At 44.3% G+C, this 25,080-nt stretch carries 20 protein-coding genes; 13 read left to right on the top strand and 7 right to left on the bottom strand.

Annotation, left to right across the window (positions count from 1 at the left end; translation table 11 throughout):
* Window positions 1-31: 31 nt before the first annotated feature.
* The 7 genes from G5B12_RS09070 to G5B12_RS09040 all read left to right on the top strand — a co-directional run bounded on the left by G5B12_RS09070 (window position 32) and on the right by G5B12_RS09040 (window position 9,327).
* Window positions 32-874: a Cof-type HAD-IIB family hydrolase gene (locus tag G5B12_RS09070; protein ID WP_119247957.1), complete on the top strand. Its 843-nt coding sequence runs from the start codon at window positions 32-34 to the stop codon at window positions 872-874.
* A 178-nt stretch (window positions 875-1,052) separates the two neighbouring features.
* Window positions 1,053-1,910 (top strand): YitT family protein, encoded by an 858-nt coding sequence (locus tag G5B12_RS09065; RefSeq protein WP_021651178.1) that lies wholly within the window; start codon window positions 1,053-1,055, stop codon window positions 1,908-1,910.
* A gap of 757 nt (window positions 1,911-2,667) precedes the next feature.
* Window positions 2,668-3,357 (top strand): C40 family peptidase, encoded by a 690-nt coding sequence (locus tag G5B12_RS09060; RefSeq protein ID WP_021977197.1) that lies wholly within the window; start codon window positions 2,668-2,670, stop codon window positions 3,355-3,357.
* Between the two features lie 207 nt (window positions 3,358-3,564).
* Window positions 3,565-4,878, top strand: a complete 1,314-nt coding sequence (locus G5B12_RS09055) for a M28 family metallopeptidase (protein WP_021977198.1) — start codon at window positions 3,565-3,567, stop codon at window positions 4,876-4,878.
* A 429-nt stretch (window positions 4,879-5,307) separates the two neighbouring features.
* Window positions 5,308-6,069 (top strand): DeoR/GlpR family DNA-binding transcription regulator, encoded by a 762-nt coding sequence (locus tag G5B12_RS09050; RefSeq protein WP_015525379.1) that lies wholly within the window; start codon window positions 5,308-5,310, stop codon window positions 6,067-6,069.
* A gap of 28 nt (window positions 6,070-6,097) precedes the next feature.
* On the top strand, window positions 6,098-6,844 hold the full coding sequence (locus G5B12_RS09045; RefSeq protein WP_015525380.1) for a copper homeostasis protein CutC: 747 nt from the start codon (window positions 6,098-6,100) through the stop codon (window positions 6,842-6,844).
* Window positions 6,844-9,327: a transglutaminase domain-containing protein gene (locus tag G5B12_RS09040; RefSeq protein WP_174088077.1), complete on the top strand. Its 2,484-nt coding sequence runs from the start codon at window positions 6,844-6,846 to the stop codon at window positions 9,325-9,327. The genes G5B12_RS09045 and G5B12_RS09040 overlap by 1 nt, the downstream gene beginning before the upstream one ends.
* 185 nt (window positions 9,328-9,512) lie before the next feature.
* On the opposite strand, the gene G5B12_RS09035 is transcribed toward G5B12_RS09040, so the two are convergent.
* Complete coding sequence (locus G5B12_RS09035; RefSeq protein ID WP_015525383.1) at window positions 9,513-10,529, bottom strand: LacI family DNA-binding transcriptional regulator; 1,017 nt, start codon at window positions 10,527-10,529, stop codon at window positions 9,513-9,515.
* 3 nt (window positions 10,530-10,532) lie between these two features.
* A complete protein-coding gene (locus tag G5B12_RS09030) occupies window positions 10,533-11,597 on the bottom strand; it encodes a LacI family DNA-binding transcriptional regulator (protein ID WP_174088076.1) in 1,065 nt (354 codons plus the stop codon).
* Window positions 11,598-11,841: 244 nt separating this feature from the next.
* On the opposite strand from G5B12_RS09030, the gene G5B12_RS09025 reads away from it, so the two are divergent.
* The 6 genes from G5B12_RS09025 (at window position 11,842) to nagB (ending at window position 18,691) form a co-directional block, all read left to right on the top strand.
* The gene (locus tag G5B12_RS09025) at window positions 11,842-13,206 is read left to right on the top strand and encodes an alpha-L-fucosidase (RefSeq protein WP_255493919.1); all 1,365 of its coding nucleotides are present in this window, start codon (window positions 11,842-11,844) and stop codon (window positions 13,204-13,206) included.
* 64 nt (window positions 13,207-13,270) lie between these two features.
* Window positions 13,271-14,626, top strand: coding sequence for an ABC transporter substrate-binding protein (locus tag G5B12_RS09020; RefSeq protein WP_059086268.1), 1,356 nt, complete (start codon window positions 13,271-13,273; stop codon window positions 14,624-14,626).
* Window positions 14,627-14,716: 90 nt separating this feature from the next.
* Window positions 14,717-15,637 (top strand): carbohydrate ABC transporter permease, encoded by a 921-nt coding sequence (locus G5B12_RS09015; protein WP_118607932.1) that lies wholly within the window; start codon window positions 14,717-14,719, stop codon window positions 15,635-15,637.
* 20 nt (window positions 15,638-15,657) lie between these two features.
* The gene (locus tag G5B12_RS09010) at window positions 15,658-16,503 is read left to right on the top strand and encodes a carbohydrate ABC transporter permease (RefSeq protein WP_243004449.1); all 846 of its coding nucleotides are present in this window, start codon (window positions 15,658-15,660) and stop codon (window positions 16,501-16,503) included.
* Between the two features lie 30 nt (window positions 16,504-16,533).
* Complete coding sequence (locus tag G5B12_RS09005; RefSeq protein ID WP_021653144.1) at window positions 16,534-17,844, top strand: alpha-L-fucosidase; 1,311 nt, start codon at window positions 16,534-16,536, stop codon at window positions 17,842-17,844.
* 103 nt (window positions 17,845-17,947) lie between these two features.
* Complete coding sequence (gene nagB, locus G5B12_RS09000; protein ID WP_174088075.1) at window positions 17,948-18,691, top strand: glucosamine-6-phosphate deaminase; 744 nt, start codon at window positions 17,948-17,950, stop codon at window positions 18,689-18,691.
* Window positions 18,692-19,741: 1,050 nt separating this feature from the next.
* On the opposite strand, the gene G5B12_RS08995 is transcribed toward nagB, so the two are convergent.
* Genes G5B12_RS08995 through G5B12_RS08975 form a run of 5 tightly spaced genes read right to left on the bottom strand, consistent with a single transcriptional unit; the run spans window position 19,742 to window position 24,957 of the window.
* Window positions 19,742-20,683 carry a sugar phosphate isomerase/epimerase family protein gene (locus G5B12_RS08995; RefSeq protein ID WP_129974703.1) on the bottom strand — a complete coding sequence of 314 codons (942 nt, stop codon included), beginning with the start codon at window positions 20,681-20,683 and terminating at the stop codon, window positions 19,742-19,744.
* A 24-nt stretch (window positions 20,684-20,707) separates the two neighbouring features.
* Complete coding sequence (locus G5B12_RS08990; RefSeq protein WP_118062561.1) at window positions 20,708-21,799, bottom strand: Gfo/Idh/MocA family protein; 1,092 nt, start codon at window positions 21,797-21,799, stop codon at window positions 20,708-20,710.
* 44 nt (window positions 21,800-21,843) lie between these two features.
* Complete coding sequence (locus G5B12_RS08985) at window positions 21,844-22,698, bottom strand: carbohydrate ABC transporter permease (RefSeq protein WP_118062562.1); 855 nt, start codon at window positions 22,696-22,698, stop codon at window positions 21,844-21,846.
* Window positions 22,698-23,603: a carbohydrate ABC transporter permease gene (locus G5B12_RS08980; protein ID WP_161206339.1), complete on the bottom strand. Its 906-nt coding sequence runs from the start codon at window positions 23,601-23,603 to the stop codon at window positions 22,698-22,700. The genes G5B12_RS08985 and G5B12_RS08980 overlap by 1 nt, the downstream gene beginning before the upstream one ends.
* A 52-nt stretch (window positions 23,604-23,655) precedes the next feature.
* Window positions 23,656-24,957, bottom strand: a complete 1,302-nt coding sequence (locus tag G5B12_RS08975) for an ABC transporter substrate-binding protein (protein ID WP_161206340.1) — start codon at window positions 24,955-24,957, stop codon at window positions 23,656-23,658.
* Window positions 24,958-25,080: the final 123 nt, after the last annotated feature.

Raw genomic sequence — 25,080 nt, 5'->3', positions numbered from 1 at the left:
CCTGTGAGGAAAAGACAAACAGGAGGAAATTATGGAAAAATATATCATTGCAGTGGATATGGACGGAACTCTTCTGAACAGTGAGAATAAGATTTCCGAGAGGAACAGAAATGTTCTGCAGCGGCTGATCGATGACGGACATTATGTGGTACCGGCAACCGGAAGGACCAGAGAGCTGATCCCCCAGGAGTTTTCTGTGCTCCGGGGTGTGAAATGGGGAATCGTGGAAAACGGCTGTGTTGTCTGGGACTACGATAAAAATGAGATGATCTGGCGAAAAACCATGCCCAAAGGAATGGTAAGCAAAATTCTGAAGGATGTGGAAAACAGCGGCGCAAAAGGCTGGATCGCAGAGGCTTATGCAAACGGAATCGCCTATTCTGATGCGGATGCCAGAGATTATGTGGCATCTGTAGCGGATAAAGATCTGCTGGAAAAAACTTTTGTAGATTATTTCCTCAGCAGACATGTATATGTTAAGGATTTTTATCATCAGAAAGATATTCTGGATCAGGCAGAGAAGATCAATATTTATTTTGATGATATGGAGACCAGCAGGGCACTTCGTGAGAAATGGAAGGATCTGGATGATGTGGCAGTGACCACTTCCATCAGCGGCAATGCGGAGTTTAATGCTGCAGGTGTGGACAAGGGTGTGGGTCTTGCCATGCTCCGCACAAAGCTTGGTATTGACCGGATGCATGTGATCGCTTTCGGAGATAATGAGAATGATCTGGAAATGCTGGAGGGTGCGGGCATTGGTGTTGCTATGGGCAACTCCAAACAGTATGTAAAGGATGCCGCCAATGAGGTGACCGGAGATAATGATCATGATGGTGTGGCGGAATTTCTGGAGAGGTTTTTCGGGCTGTAAGCTGTGGGCGATCGTGATCGCTGACATAAGAGACAGGGAAATGTATTTTTCTCTGTCTTTTTTTATTTTCATTTTCTGTGATATAAGGTATGATAAACGAAGAGGATGAGGGGATTGCCGGCTTTGACCGGTAGTTCCCAGTGAAAATTTTTTGAGGAGATCAGGAGGATATTTTTTAATGAAAAATCTGATACCGAAGCGTGTGATGGAGTATATCATTATCACATTTGCTGTTGTTCTGATGGATGTGGGGATTTATGTGTTTAAGTTTCCGAATAATTTTTCCTTTGGTGGTGTTTCGGGTATGGCGGTTGTGTTTTCGCATTTTATTCCGATGACGTCTGCGCAGATCAACCTGGTGATCAATCTTATTTTGCTGGTGATCGGGTTTGTTATTCTTGGCAGAGATTTTGGAGTGAAGACGGCTTATGTTACGGTTGTTTCTTCTTTGCTTCTGAATGTGTTTGAGAAGGCTTTTCCTATGGACAGGGCGCTGACGGGGAATATTATGCTGGAGCTTTGTTTTGCGATCATTTTGCCGGCGTTGGCTGCGGCGCTGCTGTTTTTTGAGAATGCTTCGGGTGGTGGCACGGATATTGTGGCGATGATCATTAAGAAGTATTCTACGATGAATATTTCGGGTGCGTTGTTTGTGGTGGATTGTGTGATCGTTGTTGTTTCGTTTATGGTGTTTGATCTTACTACGGGGCTTTGTTCTGTGCTGGGGCTTATGGCTAAGACGTTGATGATCGATAAGTCTATTGAGAGGATGAAGCTGAATAAGTATTTTACGATCATTTCCAGTAAGCCGGATGAAATCTGTGAGTTTATTATGAATGGTTTGGAGCGGAGTGCTACGGTTTATCATGGGGAGGGGGTTTATTCGCATAAGGATAAGAAGATTATTCTGACGGTTGTTGATGTGAGGCAGGCGGTGTTGCTGCAGAGGTTTATTGATGAGGTGGATCCGCAGGCGTTTTTGATGGTTACTAAGAGTAGTGAGGTTGTTGGGAAGGGGTTTATGAGTTATATTTGATGCAATCGTATGGGATTATTGTATGCTGATCGTAGGTGATTGTGTATGATTGTAAGCTGATGGAATTAGGAGAGCGTTCTTTGTGGTCTGGATGGGCTGCGGGGCGCTCTTTTTTTGTGGTGGAGGGTGGAGGGCGGATGGCGGATGACGGACGCCGGGGAGACGGGTGCCGGTTGGCTCCGGGCTTCGTCGGGGGCTGGCTTCTAGGCTGCCGGAATTCTGCTAAAACCGTTTTTAAAAAGTCCGAACTCGCGGCTTGCTGCCGCTCAGACAGCGGACTTTTTAAAAACAACGCAGATTTCCGCCAGCCAAGAATCAGCTCCCCTCCTGCAGAGTCGTAGCCAACCGGCACCCGTCTCCCCGGCTGTTCGGTTCCGGGCGGGAGGTAGTGATGGGGGTGTGGGGAGACTGGCGGAAGTGGGGATTGATGAGGGCTGGAGGATTGAGTGGATTCCCGGGAGTTGGATGAGCCATCAGCGCTGCGCTGGATGGCTGGGAGGAAAGGCTGAGTTTCCTGTGGCCTGAAGGTGAGGGATGTGCCATCGTCGCTGTGCTGGATGGCTGATTGGTGTGTGAAGGTTTTGTGAAAGGGTTTGACAGGTGGGGATTTTTATGGTAGGATACACACTTACGTAACAAAATTAATAAAATTGTAACAAATTAGTGAGCGAGGAGCGTGGCGAAGTGGATTGTGAATCTCTGTCTGAATGGATGGATTGTGTTGCTGCGTGGTTTTCTGAGAGGAGTTTTATTGTTTATGTTTTATAAGAAATTTGCTGCTGTTGTTCTGAGTGCTGTTCTTGTGGGTGTGGTTCCTTCTGTTGTTTTTGCGGATGTGGATGATGTTAGTGCTGTGTCTGATGGAGATGTGGAGGTGCTTTCCATTGAGGATGGTTTTTCGGATGGAGCGGATTCTATTTCTGCTTTTGCCAGTGCTCTGGCGGATAAGACGGTTTCTGAGGTTCAGGGGTATCAGGAGGCGAAGGCTGAGGCTGAGGTGATCGCACAGGAGAGGCTTGAGGCTGAAGCGGCTGCTGAGGCTGCGCGTAAGGCGGAAGAGGAGCGGAAGGCTGCTGAGGAGGCGCGTCTGGAGATGCGACAGGGGATTGTGGATTTTGCGCTGCAGTTTGTGGGGAATCCTTATGTTTATGGTGGTACGAGTCTGACTAACGGGGCGGATTGTTCGGGGTTTGTGATGTCAGTGTTTGCGGAGTTTGGGTATGAGCTTCCTCGTGTTGCTGCGGCTCAGTGTGCGGCTTCTGAGAAGAAGAGTGTTGCGGATATTGAGGCTGGTGATCTGGTTTTTTATGGTGATGGTGGTATTGATCATGTGGCTCTTTATATTGGTGATGGCAAGATCGTTCACGCCAGTACAGCAGCTACAGGGATTAAGGTTTCCGACTATGATTACCGGGCTCCGGCTGCGGTTGGTTCGTTTGTGGCTTAGGATATAGATATAAATGATTTACTGATATGAAATATAAACTGTCTGCGGAGATTTTTTGGTTGGGTTGGCTGAAAAATAGCTGCGGGCAGTTTTTTTGAAGAAAAATAGTGTATAATTTAACCGAACCAAGGAAGTTCCCTGCGGGGTTGCGAAAAGCAATAAGCAGTGGGTGGGGACTTAGATAAAATTCAGAAAGGTTGTGGGGTTATGAATACGAAGGAAATCAGTGGTAAGCGGCAGATGGAGTTTCTGGCCGGGTTTGATTTTGTCAGAGAAGCGGGTACTGCTGGGGAAGTGAAGGCGGCGAAGATGATCAGGGATACTTTGGACAGCTTCGGAGTGAAGAATTGGATGGAGGAGTTTTCTTTTTGGGGTTTTCGGATCAACAGGGCGGTGCTTAAGGTTGTGGAGCCTTATCAGAAGGAGTATGTGGTGACCGGGTATGGAAGATGTGGAAATACTGGGGCAGAAGGTCTGAAAGCGGATTTTTTGTATGTGGAGAATGGAGATGCTGTCAGTCTTTCCCGGGCGAAGGGTAAGATCGTTATGGTGAATGGCCGGGTGAGTGGTGATGTGTATCAGAGACTGGTGAGCGCCGGGGCTGTTGGTTTTGTCAGTGTGGAGGGTTCTCCGCTGGATGAAGGAGTGGACAGGGTTCCCTGTCAGCGTAGCCTGCCGATGATCTTTCCGGGAAATGCAGAAGGAGAGATAGAAGGATTGTCGGAGTCTTCAGAGGATATTCACGAGATGCAGGAAAAATATAGTGGTAGGATCCCGGGTGCGAATCTTCATTATAAAGATGCGGTGGAGCTGGTGACGGAGGGTGCAGCTGTGGTTTGTCTGGCTGTAGAACAGGAAGTGACGGCCTGTACATCCCGAAATGTAGTGGCGAGGATTGAAGGTACGGATAAGAAAGATGAGATTTTAACGCTTACGGCGCATTATGATTCGGTACCGGAGGGACCGGGGGCCTATGATAATATGGCCGGAGCGGCGATCATCATGGAGCTTTGCAGATATTTTCAGCAGTACAGACCGCGCAGGACTATGGAGTTTGTGTGGTTTGGTGCTGAGGAGAAGGGCTTGCTGGGCAGCCGGGATTATATCAGAGTTCATGAGAGTGAGCTTGGACCGCATCGTTTTAATATGAATGTAGATCTGGCCGGGCAGCTGATCGGAGGAAATGTTCTGGGAGTGACGGGAGAGGCTTCTGTTTGTGATAAGCTTCTTGAGATCGCTGACGGAGCAGGGATCGGAGCGTCTGTGAAGAATCAGATCTGGGGAAGTGATTCCAATTCTTTTGCATGGAAGGGAATTCCGGCCATGACTCTGAACCGGGATGGTTTTGGCATGCATACCCGTTACGATACCATTGATCTGCTGTCTGCCTGGTCGCTGGAGAGAAGTGCGATCCTTCTGGGATGTATTGCAGATGAACTGGGGAATGCGGAGGTTTTCCCATTTGAGAGAAAGATGCCGGGGAAATTTATCAGAGAGCTGGATGAATATATGTGCAGATAGTAAAAATCTGATTTTATCTGCTCATAACTGGATATTTGTTATGGAACTGTGGGGACTTGTCTGTTTCGGAAGAGTACAGGCAAGTCCCCATAAGTTATTCAATATTTTCAATGTTTATTGACCTTTATAATTTCGCAAGAGAACATGTGGCTTTGAGTCAGGGGGATATTTGCAGCTTTGTAAGGGATTTCCGGAACAGGGGCAAGTGGATGTTCGCAATTGAATCATGGAACTTACTTGATTTGGTCAAAATACGATAAAACAATAAAAAATAATACTAAATAATTGACAGTAAGATACCGAACTGTTATACTGAAATTACAGACTTTCCAGAGATCAATGCGCCGGATATTGTTTTGCGGAGCATTGATTTCTGGAACTTTTATAGATGATTATTTATAGAAAAATCAGGGAAGAGGAGATAGGAACATGTTTACAGAAGAACGACAGAATGCAATAGAGAAATGTCTCCGCGAAAAAGGAAAAGTCAGGGTCAAAGAATTAAGCGAGATGTTTCAGGTTACGGAGGACTGTATCCGCAAGGATCTCAAGATCCTTGAAAATGCAGGCAGATTAAAGAGGACTTACGGCGGAGCGATCTTGTCACAGGAGTATCCTCTGGAGAGAAACGTAGTAGACAGGCGTATGTACAATCTTGATAAGAAGAAAGTGATCGCTGCGAAAGCCTTCAAGCTGATCAAAAATAACGAAACGATCTTTCTGGATGTTTCCACTACAAATATAGAGCTGGCAAGGCTTATCGCTTCGTCGGGTATGCATGTTGTGGTTGTCAGCAATATGATCGATATCCTGCAGATCCTTGCTGCGAATCCGTCCATCACGGCCATAGGCACAGGGGGAACTATGTACCGTTCGGTGAACGGATTTATGGGAGCTGCGGCCATTGAGGTGATCAAGCAGTACAGCTTTGACCGGGCATTTTTGGGAAGCTGTGGCGTGGATATGACAGATTTTGCAGTTACTACATCCGGAGTGGAGGATGGGCTGACCAAGAAGGCGGCAGTGCAGAGCAGCAGACATAAATATGTGGTTATGGAGAGAGAGAAGTTTTATTTTAACGAATCTTATAAATATACACATTTTGATGATATCAGTGGGATCATTACCGATGAATTTCCGGATGATACCATTGTGAACATACTGAGGAATACCGGAGTGAAATTACTCTGAGCAGACAGTAACAAAGGGGGATTTTTACATGAAAGACTATATTCTGGAAACCTGTGTGGATTCTGTGGAATCCGCCATGGCAGCAGCCGAGGGTGGTGCGGACAGACTGGAGCTTTGCAGTAATCTGATCATCGGGGGAACAACTCCCGGCCCATGGCTTTTTGAGGAAATAAGGAAGCGTTCAGATATCCGGATCCATGCGCTGATCCGTCCGCGGTTTGGAGATTTCTGTTATACAGATGCGGAATTTTCTATGATAAGGAATGCAGTAAAGGATTTCCGCAAAATGGGAGCGGAGGGTGTCGTGGTAGGTATCCTGAAACCGGATGGCACCTTGAATATGGAACAGATGAAAGAGCTGATGGATGCGGCGGGAGATATGTCTGTTACGCTGCACAGGGCTTTTGATGTGTGCGCAGATCCGATCGAGGCTATGGAACAGGCAATCTCTCTGGGAATCGATACAATCCTTACCTCCGGACAGAAGAATACCTGCCTTCAGGGTGCGGAGCTTTTGAAGGAACTGGAAACCAGGAGTCAGGGACGTATCACCATCCAGGCGGGGAGTGGCGTCGGTGCGGAAGTGATCCGCCAGCTTTATCCTCTTACCGGGATCAAGGCTTATCATATGAGCGGCAAGGTTGTAACGGACAGTGCGATGCAATTTCGCAAGGAAGGTGTCAATATGGGACTTCCGACATTCAGTGAATATGAGATATGGCGTACAGATATTGAAAATGTTCGTGCTGCAAAGAAAGTTCTGGAGGAATTATAATGGCTGAGGGGAAGATTTTTCTGAAAGAAAACCGTGATCGGATCGAAAAAAAATATCGGGAGCAGATGATGGGGTTACCGCAGGTTTTTGCGGAGATTGATAAAAAGCTTGCGGAATGCACAGACGAAGTGGCTCTGGCGTGCAAATATTTATATGCGTTCATGCCGTACAGTGATATCGGAAATTACGCGTTTGAAGTATTCCTGGATTATGCGGAGAATGGCGTATATTTATGGAAGGAAAACTCCGGGGTGGCAGAGCTGCCGGAGGAAATCTTTTTGAATTATGTGCTGTTTCATAGAGTAAATGAGGAGGAGATCGCACCCTGCCGTACATTTTTCCGCAGGGAGATCGGAGAGAGAACTGAGGGAATGAGCTTCCGGGAAGCTGCCCTGGAGGTGAACTACTGGTGTGCACAGGAGGCTACCTATCATTGTACAGATGATCGTACCCTGTCTGCACTTGCCGTATACCGCAGAGGAAACGGAAGATGCGGAGAGGAATCTGTATTTACCGTTAATGCACTGAGAAGTGTTGGTGTACCTGCCCGTCAGGTATATGCACCAAAGTGGTCTCATTGTGATGACAATCATGCGTGGGTGGAAATCTGGTGCGATGGAAGCTGGTATTTTCTGGGAGCCTGTGAGCCGGAGGAGATCCTGAATAAGGGATGGTTTACCAACGCTTCCTCAAGGGCCATGATGGTCCATTCAAGAGTTTTTGATACCATGATCCCGGAGGGAGAAGTGATCGGCAAAGATGGTATGGTGACTATGCTCAACGAGCTGAAACGATATGCACTGACAAAAGAGATCACTGTGTCCGTAAAGGATTCACATGGAAAACCGGCAGAAGGTGCAGAAGTTTCTTTTGAGGTGCTGAATTATTCGGAATATGCCCCGATCGCAGAACTGAAAACCGACAGTCTGGGAAAAGTCAGCCTGACAACAGGGCTTGGAAGTATCCATATTTCTGCAAGGATGTATGCAGATGGAGAATGGCTGCATGCAGAAAACAGCATGGATACAAAAACAGAGGATTGTTGTGAGATCTGTCTGATGCCCGTAGGAAAGGAAAAGGGTATTTTTTATGAGGAGTGGACGGAGATCGATATGATCGCACCTCATGATGCACCTGTAAATAAAGATATGCCAACATCGGAGCAGAAGGAAAGAGGCAGCAGACGTCTGGCAGAGGCAAACGCTTACAGGGAACAGAAGGTAAGAAACCTGAGCAATCTGGAGTGTCGGAAATTCCTGGAAAAAGAAACTGGAGATTCTTCAATGAGAAAAAAACTCCTTGAAGTCCTCACAGAGAAAGACAGAACAGACTGTATCAGCCAGGTTCTGGAGGAGCACCTGAAATCTGCATTACCGTATGAAAAAAACATGGATGCAGATATTTTTGTACCATATGTACTGAACCCGAGAGTTGACGATGAAGTTTTGCAGAAATACAGAAAAACGATTCTTGAGCAACTGTCGGAAGAAGAAAAAAATATGCTGCAAAAGGAACCGGCGAAGATCTGGAAGTGGATTGAGGATAAGATCGTTTCCAGCCCGGAGAAAGAACGCAGCAGTGTGATCACCACGCCGTCCGGATGTCTGAAAACGGGAACAGGAAGTCTTCTGTCAAAGAAGATCCTTTTTGTGGCAATGGCGAGAACGCTGGGAATTCCGGCACGCCTGAACCCTCATGACCGTTCCATGGAGTATATGAAAAACGGAAAATTCATCCCGGTATCTGCGGAAACGGAGAAAAAGGCATCGATCCTTCTGAAGGCAAGTGCGGATACACAGTGGAAATATTTCCAGAACTGGAGCATCGCAAAACTGGAAGCCGGAAAATATATCACACGGAAGCTGGAAGCCGAAAATTTCAGAGATCAGGTGATGAAGCTGCCGCTGGAAGCGGGAAATTACAGGATCCTTACCTCAAACAGATTGCCAAATGGAAATATATTTGCAGCGGAGTATTATTTTGAGGTTCAGATCGGAGAAATGAAGAGGGTGGAGCTGGCATTTCGGAATGCAAACCTGGAAGACATGCTGGAGAATATCTCCATACCGGAATTTACTCTCAGAAAAGAAGATGGAAGCACCGTGAAGGCGTCAGAACTGACGGCAGATGGGAAGCATATCCTGGCGTTTCTGGAAGAGGAGAAAGAACCGACGGAGCATATCTTAAATGAGATGATGGAGCAGGAAGAAGCTTTTTCCCGATATGCGAAGAGGATCATTTTTGTAGTAAAAAGCAAAAAAGCGCTGGAGACCCCTACCCTTTCAAGAACACTGGGCAAGCTTGGAAATATTCAGATCTTATATGATGATTTTTCAGAGCTCATCAATACACTGGGAAGAAGAATGTACGTAGATCCGGATAAGCTTCCGCTGATCATTGTGACAAACGGAAGCCTGAATGGGATCTATGCAACCAGCGGATACAATGTGGGAACCGGAGATATGCTGCTGAGACTGCTGTGACAGATATAACGGATATATACAGAAGGAACACAGACCGTATCATCGACTGTGTCGGTGACGGTCTGTGCCTTTTGTAAAAGCTGTGAAATTATTGCAGTGGTTCAGATGCTCAGAATATGCGGGTAGATCGGAATGAAAATGCCTGTTGTGCTTCCCGAAATTGCCGTAATAAAAGTTGCTTTGCATTACTTAGCGTCAGAAAAGAGATCACGCACGGAATCCCGGTAGATACATTCTGGCTTCAGGCGTATCGTCCTTGGAAAATCACTGTAGTCTCCGTTCATTCTGCGAAGCAGCAGATCACAGGCCTGCTCTGCCAGACCGGTCAGCGGCTGACGGACAGCGGTCAGCTGAGGAGAAAGCAGCATGGACAGTTCAAAATCATCAAAGGAGACAACAGACAGGTCTTCCGGGATCCGGATGCCAAGGCTGTAGATCGCTTCATAAATACCGAGGCATAGTGTATAGTTCGCAGAAAATACGGCAGTCGGACGTTCCGGAAGATTCCATAATTTCTGCATTGCCTGATATCCAAAGTCGTTTGTGTAATTTTCAGCGATGATATAATCGGGGTTAACAGGAATATCGTAGTCTTCCAGTGCCCGGAGATAGCCTTTTTTTCGTTCACATGCAGTATAGGATGCAGGGGAACCGGTGACAAGGGCGATCTTCTGATGCCCCATTTTTATCAGATGCTCCACGATCTCGTAGGCTCCGGAGGTACAGCTGGTCTGTACACAGTCTGTACGGTGGAAATGGCTGTGTTCTTCCAGCTCCACAACAGGGATTTTGGCGTGTTCCACAGCAGAACAGATGTCCTGGTTCAGACTGAAAGAGGTAATGATAAGGCCGTCGATCCCGGAGCGGAGCATGTGAGGGACGAATTTATTGACATGATCCTTATATTTGTCGCCGCTCATAAATGTGAGAGAATAACCGTGAGCGCGCATGGTGTTTTCTATTTTGCTCAGAAGAAAAGCATTATGCGGAGTATTGGGAGGACCGGATACCAGACCGATACGGTAAGTCTTGGAGGAACGAAGTCCCCGGGCCGTGTTTCGTGGAACGTAATTCAGTTTCCGGATCGCTTCGTCGATCTGCTTTTTGTTTTGCGGCCGTACAGTTCCGCCGTTGATATATTTTGAAATGGTGGCCAATGCCAGACCGGTTTCTCTGGCAATGTCCTTGATGGTTGCACTCATAAATCAATCCTTTCCGGATGCTGTACTGTTGTGTTCGGACAGGTCTTTTACGGAGCACCGCGGGTGGAATACAACATCCAGCATGTCTATTTTGGGAAAATCCGTATAGTCTCCATGGATCCTTTTTAAAAGTAATTCCACAGCATGTTTCCCCATGCTTGTCAGATCCTGTGAGACGCAGGTCATAGTCGCGCTCATGGTCTTGAAAAGCGGATCATCATCAAAGCACACAAAGGAAATATCCTGAGGAACGGAAATTCGTGCCTGGCTGGCAGCGCTTAAACCGCCCATTGCGGAGAGATAGCAGTCAAAAAAAACAGCAGTAGGGGGATCGGAAGAATCAATAAGCTTCTGGAAATGCAGGTTGCTCTGGGTGATCGTTTCTGCAGTGGAACCAAAAGAAACAGGGGGAAAAGAATCCTGCTGTTTCAGAAGGTCAATGCCATTTTTCTGATATACATCCACAAAGCCCTGGATCCGCTGCTCGATGGTGTAGGAGTCCAGATACTGTTCCATGATCCAGACCTTTGTGTGGCCTTTTTCCAAAAGGTGCTCTGCCAGCAGTGCACCGCCTCTGTAATTATCAGAAATAACACAGTCTACAGGAAAATGTCTCATGGAAGCAGGAATCTGATCGAGCATTACAACCGGTATGCCGGCATTCTGTAAGAGCTGGTACAGGTCATCATGCCAGCAGGATGGGAGCATGATGACTCCGTCAAAGTGCTGGGAGATAATATCCTGTATCGTATCGATCTCCTTCTGATGTTCAAAAAAGAAAGAACAGACAATAACTGTATAGCCATGATCCGTGAAATGCTTGATAATGGAGTTGACAAGCTCGCCCCAGAAATAATTACCAAGATCTGAGATCAGGATACCGATGGTATGTGTGTTTTTGGCACGGAGAAGCTGGGCATTCCGGTTTGGGGTATATCCAAGCTCCTGAATTGCCTTTTCTATAAGGATACGATTTTCTTCCCGTATTTTTTTGTGGTTTATATATTTGGAGATCGTTGCGGTGGACAGGCCTGTCGCACGGGCGATATCATTGATCGTAACGTTCATGTAAAACCTCCGGTTCTGATACATTTACAGATAATAGAGTATTTTCATATTATATCATGAAAAAGAAAATGCCTCAATACACATGGCATTTTTTACACATAAAGTATCAGAAAAAACGAGCGTATTGTACAGAAAATTGATAAAAATGAAACGTTTAACAAAACCTGATACGAAAAAGTACACAAAAACAAGACGAAATAATTGTAAAAAAATAGGAAAAATGATTTTTGCCCTATGATTTTACTTGAAAAGCTGCTTCGGATGCGGTAAGATAGTCTTAACAAAAAACGAAACGTTTTATGCAACAAGAAAATCAGCTATACGAAACAAGGAGAAGGTTATGGCAGACACAAAGCAGCAGTGGTATAAAGATGCCAAATACGGATTATTCATCCATTGGGGACTTTATTCCATCCTTGCAGGAGAATGGAAAGATCCGAAGACCGGCGAGGTCACCAAGACAGACCGTATCGCAGAGTGGATCGAGAACAATCTCAACATTGACAAGGAAGATTACAGAAAGCTGAAAGATGAGTTCCATCCGGACAAATTTGACGCGGACATGTTTGTGAAAAGAGCGAAAGAGCAGTGGGGTGTTAAATATATCGTTCTTACTTCCAAGCATCACGAGGGATTCGCAATGTACGATTCCAAGGTCAGTGATTTTAATGTAGTGAAGGCTGCAGGAAGAGATATCTTAAGAGAGCTTTCCGATGCTTGTAAGAAATATGACATGACAATGGGTATCTATTATTCACAGGCTCAGGACTGGGATGATGACAATGCCTATAAGAAGGATTACGAAGACAAGAACGAATGGAAGCCGGAATTCCGTACATACTTCGATGAGAAATGCAAACCGCAGTTAAAAGAGCTTCTTGAGAATTACGATAATATTTCCCTGATCTGGTTTGATACTCCGATGGGAATGACCGCAGACGAAGCTCAGGAATTAAGAGACTGGGTTAAGGGTATTAAGCCTGACTGCATCATCAGCGGACGTATCGGACACCAGAAGGGCGATTACATGACCACCGGTGATAACTTTATTCCACGTCTTCCATACGACGGTGACTGGGAAGTACCGGCAACTGTAAATGATACATGGGGTTATAATAAATACGATACAAACTGGAAGAATCCGGATGATATCCTGAACCTTCTTCTCAAGATCGTCGGCAGAGGCGGAAATTACCTGCTGAACGTAGGACCAATGGCAGACGGAACTGTTCCGGAAGCTTGTGTCGAGGTTATGAATGAGGTTGGTAAATACGTGACTGAGAATGCGGAAGCAATTTACGGAACCAAGAATGTTGGTATCTATCCGTATGAGATCCCGAGCATTGAATTTACAAAGAGACCACATAAGCTTTACGTACACGTCCTTGCACCGAGATATCGAGTTGAACTGCTGAACATCGGTAATCAGTTAAAGGGTGCATATGTGGTAAGCACAGGAGAAAAGCTTCCGTGCCGCGCATTAAAGTGCTGCGAAGGAAACTCGATGATAGAGGTAGAGCTTCCGGAGAAGCTTCAGGGGGCAAAGAACTACTGTGTATGCCTGGAGCTTGAGGAAGAAGAGCCGATCTTTGAGGCGATCATCGATTGATCAATTTATGAACATCAATGGGAAAACTATATAATAAAAAATCATATTAAGGGAGGATTTATTCATGAAGAAACGAATGAAAAAAGTTGCAACACTGTGTCTCGCCGGTGTAACAGCAATGTCAACAGTAGGCGTAACAGGAAGCGCCGTATTTGCAAAGGGTGACACAAACTACGATGTAGACAATATGGATTTTGAAAACGTTGAGCTTCGTGTAGCATTCAGATTTAACAACGGATCTGATACAGACGGACAGGCTAAATGGTATTACAAAGCACTTGAAGAGTTCAATAAAGAGAACGAAGGAAAGATCCATGTAACAGATGAGAGTATTTCTACAGAGTCTGATTACGAAGAGAAGCTTACAACAGATTTCGCTTCCGGTAATGTACCGAACGCATTCCTTCAGTATGGCGGAAGCCGTACAAGAGAGTATGTAGATGCAGGATATATACTGGATCTGACACCATACTTTGAACAGTATCCGGAATGGAAAGAGGGAGTTCAGGATTTTGCATGGGAGACAACACAGTTTGACGGCATTGAAGGAACCTATGGTATTCCGTGGTCCGCTTATCAGCTCTGTCTCTACTACAACAAAGATTACCTTGATCAGGTTGGCGTAGATGTTCCGGAGTCCTGGGATGATCTTGTTGATGCCTGCGCAAAATTAAAAGATGCAGGAATCCAGCCATTCAACTACTCTGACAAAGATAACTATCACTTCGAGCATCTGATGAGTGCTCTTGCTCTGAAAGCTTACGGAACAAGCATCGCAGATGATCTTGCAAGCGACAAAGAGGCTTACAACGGCGAGAAGATGGTTGCAATCTATCAGAAGATGAAAGATATGATCGATGCAGGATACTGGGGAGATGGAATCCTCAGCACAGACTTCAACACAGAGAGAAATATGTTCGAGGCAGGAAAAGCTGCATTCACAGTTGACGGAACATGGAACTGCGGTAACTTCCAGAATGACTCCGATACAACTCTCTTCGATGCTCAGAAGATCGGTGTTACAAGAATTCCTTATATCGACGAAGCAAACAAGACTGTAGAGATGGGCGGCGGTTCTGATACATACTACATCACTACATTAAACAAGAGCGATGAGGAAATCGCAGCAACTGTTAAATTCATCAAATACCTTACAAGTGTAGATTCCATCAACGAAATGTGCAAATCCAGCCCGACAACATATGCTGAGAAGGTTACGATCGATACAGGTAACTATCTGCTTGACGATGTAAATGCGATCATGGCTGAGAATACAGAGTCTAAACTTGAGATTCCTACATATGACAGCAACACAGCAGCTATGGATACAATCCGTAATTCTCTTCAGGCATTAGCGACAGGCGCAAGTGCACAGGAAGTTGGAGACGATATCGTTGACAAAATGTCTGCTTACGAATAAAGAGAATTTTGACTGAACGCATGATGTGTGGATAAGAGAAACAGGGGGAAGCATCATCTGCTTCCCCTTGTTTATTACGGAGGTATACATATGGCAGGTAAATCTGTACCAAAGGTAAAACAGAAGCTGGATAAAAAAGATCTTACGCTTTCTTTAGCGTTCCTTCTTCCGGCAATTTTAATAACTGTTATTTTTGTCATCTACCCTGTTTTTGATACCGTAGGCTTATCATTCCGTAAATGGAACGGTATGTTTGGTGCGGCAAAGCAATGGGTAGGACTTGAGAACTATCAGAAGATTTTTTCAGATAAGCTGTTCTGGAATGCAATGCTCAACAGTGTGTACTTTATGATCGGTGGTTTCGTTATCCTGATGCCGCTTTCATTTGGTCTCGCAATGCTGGTAACTGCAAAGATCAAGGGAACCGGATTCTTCAGAACCTGCTACTTCCTTCCGAATATGTTAGGAACAACAGCAGTAGCCCTGATGTGGACATTTATGTTAAATCCGAACTTTGGTATCTTTAATACCATTGAAAATATTTTCGGCCTTCATGGTACGATCCCTGATGTGCTGACGATAAAGACTGTAAACGTCTGGATCGTTGTTCTGGTAAACGAATGGATGTATGCCGGATATAACATGCTGATCTTTGCAGCTGGTCTGGTGGCGATCCCTGATGAGTTAAATGAGGCTGCAGCGCTGGATGGTGCTACAGGATGGCAGAGGATCCGCTATATCATCCTTCCTCTGATGAAAAACTCCTTCAAGGTATTCTCTATTTTGTGTATTACAGGATGTCTGAAAGTATTCGATATCATCTGGGCAATGACAAGAGGAGGCCCGAACGATATCAGCTCCACACCTTCAATCATGCTTTATACACAGGGATTCTCCTATAAGCTGTTCGGACGAAGCAGTGCATACGGCGTTATTCTGTTAGTGCTGGGTGTTGTACTGAGTCTTATAACCAATCATTTGTTCCGTGAAGATAAAGATCTTGCAATGTAGGCGGAAGGAGAAGAGACGATATGGAAAAAACAGCTAATAAACAGAAAATGCATGGAGGAAAGATAGCGCTGTACGTTATTGCGATCCTGTGGACAGTTGTTACACTGTTTCCGGTAGTAGTGACCGTAATGGCTTCCTTCAAAACAAACTCAGAGATTTACCTGAACCTGTTAAGCTTCCCTAAGAAGATTATGTTCCAGAACTATATCAGCGCAAACAAAACAGCGGATGCATTGAATACCATCAAGAACTCCCTGGTTGTAGCAACTCTGACAACTGTATTTAATACTGTAGTCGGAATGATGGCAGCATACATCTTATCAAGAAAAGATTACAAATTCCTGAAATGGGTATATGTATTCTTCATGATTGGAGTAATGGTTCCGGTTCACTGTACACTGATCCCGATCAACAACATTGCAACAGCATTAAATGCAAAGAACAACCTGTTCTTCCTGATCCTGATCTATGTTGCGTTTGGTATGTCCCAGGCGATATTCCTTTATACAGGATTCATGGATGGAATCTCCAGGAACCTGGATGAGGCGGCGATCATTGATGGATGTAACAACTGGCAGCTGCTGTGGAAGATCCTTTTCCCTGTCTGCAAGCCGATCATCGCAACAGAGGCGATCTTCGTATTCATCTATGGATACAGTGAACTTGTATTCTCCATGATCCTGATGACAGATACCAAATATTTCACAGTTTCACGTGCGATGCTGAACTTCTCTTCTGCACATACACAGGAGATCGGAAGTCAGTTTGCATATGTAGTAATGTCCGTAATTCCGATGCTTATCATTTACATCGTGTTCCATAAACAGATTGAAAAAGGTATGCTTTCCGGAGCTATCAAAGGCTGATGCTTTTAATCTAAACAGGAGGAAAAAATCATGTATCAGTTTGACAGAAAAGAATATGAAAAACGTATGGAGTGGTACCAGGATGCCCGTTTTGGAATGTTTATCCACTGGGGATTATATTCTATCCCTGCAAGAGGCGAGTGGGTGCGAAGCGTAGAGGAAATACCTGAGGAAGAATATCTTCCATTTATGAAAGAGTTTGATGCAAGAGACTACAACCCGAAGCAGTGGGCAAAAGAGGCCAAGGCTGCAGGTATGAAATATGTAGTCCTGACAGCGAAGCATCACGACGGCTTCTGCTTATTTGACAGTAAATACACAGATTACAAGGTGACAAACACACCGGCAGGAAGAGACCTGATCAAGGAGTATGTAGAGGCACTTCGTGAGGAAGGCCTTAAGGTTGGAATCTATTTCACACTGCTTGACTGGCATCATCCGGATTATCCGCATTACGGAGATCGTATCCATCCGATGAGAAACCACAAAGAGTGCGGAAATGAGAACCGTGATTTCTCACGTTATACAGAATATCTGTATAATCAGGTAGAAGAGATCTGTACAAACTACGGACAGATCGATATCATCTGGTTTGATTTCTCCTACGACGATATGAGAGGGGAAAAATGGGGCGCAACCAAGCTGATCAACATGGTGCGCAGCTTACAGCCGCAGGTTATCATCGATAACCGTCTGGAAGCCAGCGGAGAGGGAAGAGGATCCCTGTATGAGTGTGATCCGACACCGTACCATGGCGATTTCGTAAGCCCTGAGCAGATCATCCCGCCGGAAGGAATCTGCGATAAGGAAGGCAACCCGATGGTCTGGGAAGCATGCTTCACCATGAACAACAACTGGGGATACTGTGCAAACGATCATTATTACAAACCGGCTTCCATGCTGATCAAGAAGCTGGTAGAGTGTGTTTCCAAGGGCGGAAATATGATCCTGAACGTAGGACCGGATGCCAAAGGTAAATTCCCGAAGGAATCATCTGCGATCCTGGCTGAGATCGGCCGCTGGATGGATAAGAATCATGACAGTATCTACGGCTGTGTACCGGCTGAAAACATTCCGAAGCCGGATTACGGACGTATCACCAGAAACGGAAACAAATACTATGTGCATATTTATGAGAATACACTGGGACCACTTCCGCTTCTGGGATTTGATAAGGATAAGATCGTGAAGGTGCGTGCGCTGGATGACGGACATGAGGTGCCGATCTCCAACGCATGGATGCACAGCGATTACCCGGATATCGCATTCGTTGATCTGGGACCTGACCCGGTACTTCCTGACCCGGTAGACTATGTTCTCGAAGTAGAGATGGCTGAGTAAAAAAACGAATCAATAATAAAAAAGAACAACAGGAAAAGCAGGAGATATGAGAATCTCAGTTATCCGGTTGTTCTTTTTTACCATAAGGAGAAGGGAAAAGATTATGATCATTTATACAGGGAAAGATTACTATGACGTAAGCAGAAAAGCGGCAAACATCATGTCTGCACAGATCATCATGAAGCCAAATGCTGTTCTTGGACTTGCTACAGGCTCCACACCGGTGGGAATGTACAAGCAGCTGATTGAGTGGTACAAAAAAGGAGATCTGGACTTTTCGCAGATCACATCCGTAAATCTTGATGAATACAAAGGACTTTCCGGAGACAACGATCAGAGTTATCGTTATTTTATGAACACAAATCTGTTTGACCATGTAAATATCGATAAGGCAAGAACCTATGTGCCAAACGGACTGGAAGAGGACAGTGAGAAAGCCTGTGCGGATTACAATGAGATCATCCGCAGCGTGGGTGGTATCGATATGCAGCTGCTTGGAATCGGCGGAAATGGCCACATCGGCTTCAACGAGCCGGGTGCAGCATTTGAGAAGGAGACTCACTGCGTAGACCTTACGGAGAGCACCATCAAGGCAAATGCAAGATTCTTTGAGACTATGGATGATGTGCCGAAGCAGGCATATACCATGGGTATCAAAAACATCATGACTGCAAAGAAAATCCTTCTGGTCGCTACCGGAGAGGCAAAGGCAGAGGCTCTTTACAAATCTCTCTACGGACCGATCACGCCCAACGTGCCGGCATCTATCCTGCAGCTTCACCCGGATGTGACGGTAGTGGCCGATGAAGGCGCTTTAAAGCTGATCCGTGAGAAGGGACTGCTGTAAGAGATACAGAGGAAATTTCTGCGAATTAAATGAACGCAGATCATGGATATCCGTTTGAGCCAGGCGGATATCAGCGATCACTCATGGGATTTTCCTGATTTGGTTAAAAAAGAAAGCTTTGATTCAACTCTCATCGATGAGCGATGTGCTCAGAGAGTGGATCGAAGCTTTTTGTGTTTTCGGGACGTAAAACTGCAGGTGGCTGCAAACAGGTCGGTGGGCCGGACATTTGCATTCTCAGGCTTTTTTCAACGTGTTGTGATAAACCATGACAGGAACGATGGCAGCGCCAGGTTCAGGATCGCTGGAACGCCGATGCCAGTAGCCAGAGCTGCGCCCCGGATACCCAGCTTCGGAAAAAATCCGGAACTGAAAAATCCACACGTTGTTTTAGTGTATTCACCTTAACAAAAAAACAGAAATGATGTCAAGACTGCACGCAGGAGAAACATCATAAAAAGCTGCAAAAAGAAAGGCTTGATATAAACATCGGAGAGGATTGGCAACGTTAGACAGGTGCGTGCGGATACGGGCAATATCAGCCCTGAAAAGGTCGTTCTGGCAATATGCACAAAACCTGTCGAACTATGGTGGATAAGTGAAAAACTTTGCAAAAAGTTTTCCACATGACAAAAATCCGAAAATCCGCCAATAATCAAGTTATGCACAAATTTATCCACATTATCCACAAGGATAACCATGTGGATGAGCTGATTTACATAAATAAATTTAAACATATGTTTTGTGTAAAATGATAAATTTGCAAAACGAATAAAAAAAAACTGTAAAACCATTGACATTTTTAAATTCTAAATATCATTAAATGTTTTGCGCAAAAGACATAATTTAAAAGAATATAGTTAAGAAGTCAGAAAATAATAGATGAATTTTCATAAGACTAAGCTATTCACAATCAGAAGAATCTGATGTATGGAAACGTCTGCAAAAAAAGAACAGTGCCCGGACAAAACGGGCACTGTAAGGTGTTGAAAAGTCATTTTAAGGTGTGGATAAGTAAAGCAGGTGAAGGAGGATCTGTGAATAACTTTTTTAAATCAGAACCTTTTTCAGGAATTCGGCGGATTTTGATATTGCAGTGATATCATCCATCAAGGTGTCACCAACTTCAATACTTACAACACCATCATAGCCATTCATTTTCAGCGCTGCAATAAAGGTTTTCCACCAGAGCTGGTCGTGTCCATAACCTACGGCTACATAATTCCAGGGGCGGATATTCTGAGGAGCCATATGATCGCAGGTTTCAAACAGCATTTCTGTGTCAGCGATATCTTTTTCGATTCTGGTATCTTTTCCGTGTACATGATATATAAGGCCGTCTGTCGCAAGTTTTTTTGCCATGATTATTGGATCACCGCCCATATAAAAAGAATGGCTGGGATCAAGATTAAGACCGATGATTTCTCCAGCTTCTTCATGGAGACGGCGGATTGTGCTTACATTGTAAACAAGATTGTTAGGATGGTTTTCAATAGCAATTTGTTCTATTCCATGAGAAGAGGCTTTTTTGGCAGCTTCTTTCCACCACGGGATAGCTATGGAATCCCACTGATAGTTAAGCATGTCTGTAAAATTGTGTGGCCAGGTATTTGTTACCCATACAGGGTAAGGAGAATCGGGGCCGCCGCCGGGAAGACCGCTCATCATGACTATTTTTTTTACGCCTAAAAGCTCAGCAAGCTGAAAAGTTTTGTATACAACAGCTTCGTGCTCACGACCAGTATCAGATGGTTCCAGCTGATTTCCGGAACAGTTTAAAGCTTCCAGATAAAGTCCTTTTTCATTTATTTTTCCCAGATATTCATCCCGGGCATCTGAACTGGATAAAAGAAGGTTCAGATCCATATGAGCTGGTTTAGACCAGTTTCCGGTTCCGATCTCCAGATATTTGATTCCCATAGATTGGGATAAAGAGAGCATTTCTTCAAAAGAACGATTTCCAAAACATTCTGTATATAATCCAAGTTTCATAGCAGACCTCCGTTTGAGAGAAAATTATTTGATAATATAATCACTGACTTTATGCCAGGTGCGGCTTTGAGTGGAATTCATCATAGCTTCAATGATTCCCTGAACATAGTAACCATCTTCAATATCTGCCGGTATTGTATTTTTAATTCCAAGCATTTTTTCTGCAAAACAATCCATCTGACTCTTGGTATTATAAACACCATCAAAACCTTTGAGATTCATATCAACCCAATCACCGGTTAAAGCAAGTTCGTTTCCAAGGCAGACTTTGAGATGATCAGAACCTCTGAGACCATTTTCCAGAGTGTAGATCAGACCACCACGGCTTCCGTAGATTTCCAGACGCTGTGAATTTTTTCTTCCCCATGCAAATTTGGTAAAGCACATGGTAGCACTGATATCATTTTCCATAGTAGCCATGGCATGGAAATAATCTTCGGTTGTGACATCGCCAAGTCCGCTTCCGTCAAGTTTCTGTCGTTTTGGTATGATGATTCCGGAAGTTCCGATGACTTCATTGAAATCGCCTACAAGGTAACGCATCATATCCAGCATATGTGAACCCAGATCGCCAAGGCTGCCGCTTCCGGCCAGTTCTTTCTGATAACGCCACAGCAGAGGAATATTTTCATTATCATCTTTTCCTTCAATATACTGTGCGTAGACATGATGGATTTTGCCAAGAGCGCCGGAAGAAATAATTTCTTTGGCTTTCTGAACCGCCGGGAGATAACGGTAGGAAAAACCGACGGCGTTTGTAAGACCGGTGTTTTTTGTTGCCAGATAAAGCTCTTTTGCTTCGGCTAATGTCATTGCTACTGGTTTTTCCAATACATAGGCTTTTCCGCTTTTTACAGTATCCATTGCAATGGAAAAGTGAGTTACATTAGGCGTGCATATGGAAACCATATCAATATCCGAACGTGCGAGAAGTTCTTTATAGTCTGTATAACGATTTTCTTTCGGAATATTGTAACGGTCACCTGTTTTATCCAGGCTTTCCTGATTTACATCGCATAATGCATAAGGAATAATGTTTTCGTTTTTTACCATATCGTTAAGATGAAATTCTGCAATATTTCCGCCGCCAATAACGCCTGCTTTTATTTTTTTCATAGGAGCACCTCTTTTTTTGATTTAAAATAATTAATATGTATATGTTATTCTTTCATACCTGCACTGGCGCCGGACAGACCCTGCTCAAAGCCTTTTTGAAAAGCAACGTAAAGGATAAGGATTGGAATAACGGATACGGTTGCACCGGTGAGCATCATAGGCCAGTCTGTATTGAACTGTCCCTGGAACATTTTGATTGCAATCTGAATGGTATAATGGTTTTCCGATCGTATGATTGCCATAGGCCATAAGTAGTCGTTCCATTTATTCATAAAAGAGAAAATAACAGCCAGAGATAAAGCTGGTTTTGCCAATGGAAGTATGACCATAAAAAATACCTGCAGTTTATTGGCTCCATCGATACGAGCTGCTTCATCCAGACTTCTGGGAATGCCAAGGAAATATTGACGTACATAAAATGTAATAAAGCCGATGGACAAAAATGGGAAAATCAATCCTGGAAAAGTATCGATCCAGCCGTATTCAGAAGAGACCAGTGGCATATTTTTCATAATGTTAAACATTGGTACAACCAGAAGTCCCTGAGGAATCATCATGGTTGAAAGTGTAAGCATAAAGAAAAAGTTACGTCCCGGAAAGTTAAGTCTGGAAAAGGCGTACGCTGCCGGCAGAGATAACAGTAAGGTAACGATAACAGACATTGCACTTACAAAAAGACTGTTCAGGAAAGCTCTTGGAATATAGGAATGCAGAGCTTTTACATAATTTTGCAGATAAAAGGAATCAGGGAGCAGTTTAGGCGGAAAGCGCATGACTTCTCCAATCTGTTTGAAGGTTGTCAGTATCATAAAAACAAATGGTCCGGCGATCAGAATCGTCAGAAGAATCGCAATAACAGCGATGATGAAGGAGTTTAAAGGAGTTCGTTTATTTTTCATCAGTTATCACCTCGCTTATCGGACCCTCTTACCTGGAAATAAGTAACAACCATTAGTGCCGGGAATAAGATCAGAGACAGGGTAGATGCATATCCCATGTTGTTGAATTCAAATGCCTGTTTCCAGATATATTTGATGGATACAAGGGTTGTGTTAAATGGAGCACCGTTTGTGAGGACATCGCAGTATGCGATAACCTGAAAGCCTGCGATGATAGTCATGATTACAACGTACACCATGGTATCATTTAAAGAAGGAAGGCTGATTTTCCAGAATTTTACCCATCCGTTGGCACCATCGATTTCTGCTGACTCATAAATAGATTTGGAGATTCCTTCGAGTGCAGACAAGAAAATAGGTGCATTCCAACATCCGCCACGCCATACAGCCACCAGAATGATTACGATCATTGCATATGGAGAAGTCTGGAGCCATGCTATCGGATTTTTTATACCAATTTTCATCAAGGTGGTATTGATAACTCCGAACTGGGCGTTGAACAGCCAGAGGAACAGAATTGCGTTTACAACTTCAGACACAACAGCCGGAAGGTAATAGATAACGCGGAAAACACGTTTTCCCTTGAATTTTCTGTTCATAAATACAGCGATTATAAGTGCAAAAACTACAGTGAATATAGTCGCAAAAAATGTAAATACAAGAGTATTCCATACACTTTGCCAGTAAAGAGTATCTTTGGATGCTTTGATAAAGTTTGCCAGTCCGTTAAAATGTGGAGTTCCCGGAAATTTATATTCTGTAAAACTGAGATACACCATATAAATAATGGGGGCAAATGAAAAAATAGCAAAATAAATCATTGCAGGAAGAATAAATAAATAAGATGTACAGTATCCGCGGAGAACACTTCTGGAAAGTGGCTTTTTTGAAGATGTTTTTTTCATGGTCATATCTCCTATAGCAGCAGGGTGGTATGAGACCCTGCTGCATTAAAAACTAATTTAAAACTTCCTGAAACTCGCCCTCAGCGATCTGCTGTGCGCTGTCCATCATAGCTGCGAAGTCGCCGCCATCAAAACCGGCACGGATAGCCTGTTCAAAAGCATCTGCGGATTCAGGGAATGCTTCGAATACGTATGGTTTTGCGTTTGGAAGGGCTTCAAGGAACGGATCAAGCATTTCGTCTGAGAAAGAAGACAGCTGGGATTCTTTACATGGAAACTGTCCAAAACTGTGACTGAAAGGAATAATAAATGCGTCAGAAGTTAACCATTTCATAAGTTCAAAAGCAGCTTCTTTATGCTGGGCTCCGAGAGGGATAAAGAGACTTCCACCACCGGCTACACCACTATGGTTGCTTCCTGGCATTGGAGCGACTTTGGTTTTAGCAAAAACATCTGGATATTGATTTTTCAAAGCGGCAATGTCCCACGCACCTGTAAGAATCTGTGCGGCACGTCCGGAGCCATACATAGCAGTTGCAGTTTCAGCCTGTGATTCCTGTGCCGGAGGAATGATAGAAGAACTGTCAACGGTTGCGATGTCGATATAAGTCTGCAAAGTGTCTACAACACCTTTATCATTTACTGTAGGATTGTTATTTTCATCAATTAAATTGTAGCCTTCTGCAGCAACAACTCCGAATAATCCCCATGGATTTGCGTAGCATGTAAAACCATACTGACCTTTTGAAGAATCGGTAAGTTTTTTGGACACTTCACGGAGCTCTTCCAGTGTTGTCGGAGCTTCTGTAATGCCGGCTTCTTTATACATATCTTCGTTATATAAGAGACAAACAGAAGTAATATTGAACGGAACACCATATTTTACATTGTTCCAGGTACAGTCCTGAAGAGAACTTTCCATGAATTCATCTTCCGCACCCCATTTTTCCCAGAGATCATCAAGTGGCTCTGCAAATCCCTGTGCACCTGCAACGAAGGAATGATGCAATGCAAGATCTGGAGCAGCACCGCTATTTACTGCAAGTTTTACTTTGGATGGCATTTCTTCCCATGGAATGGAAGTATTATAATTGATAGTAATGTTTGGATAACTTTCCTCGAATTTTTCTTTTACAGTCTGAAAATTAGGATCCTGTCCCTGATCGGCAGGAAGCCATATTTCAAGTTCCTGGTTTTCCAGAGTTGCGATTTCGGGATTAATTTCCGGGTATCCTTCATCGGAAAGATCAGTTCCTTCTGTGTTTTCGGCATGTGCAATTACGGGAGCTCCTAATGTAAGAACAGATGTCATAGCTAATGCAGTTGCTTTGTAGAATGTGTTTTTTCTTCTCATGTAATAACCCTCCATTATAAATAGTTGTCTTGTTTCTTACATGATTATTCCGGGACTCTCAGAGCCACCTGTCCGGACTTTGAGAGCCACCATTCCGGAGAATGGGAGCCATATATTCCGGTA

This window comes from Blautia sp. MSK.20.85, assembly GCF_013317245.1.
Lineage (GTDB): Bacteria > Bacillota > Clostridia > Lachnospirales > Lachnospiraceae > Blautia_A.
The sequence above is the reverse complement of the archived record's forward strand: the minus strand, read 5'-3'. Positions and strand labels throughout refer to the sequence as shown.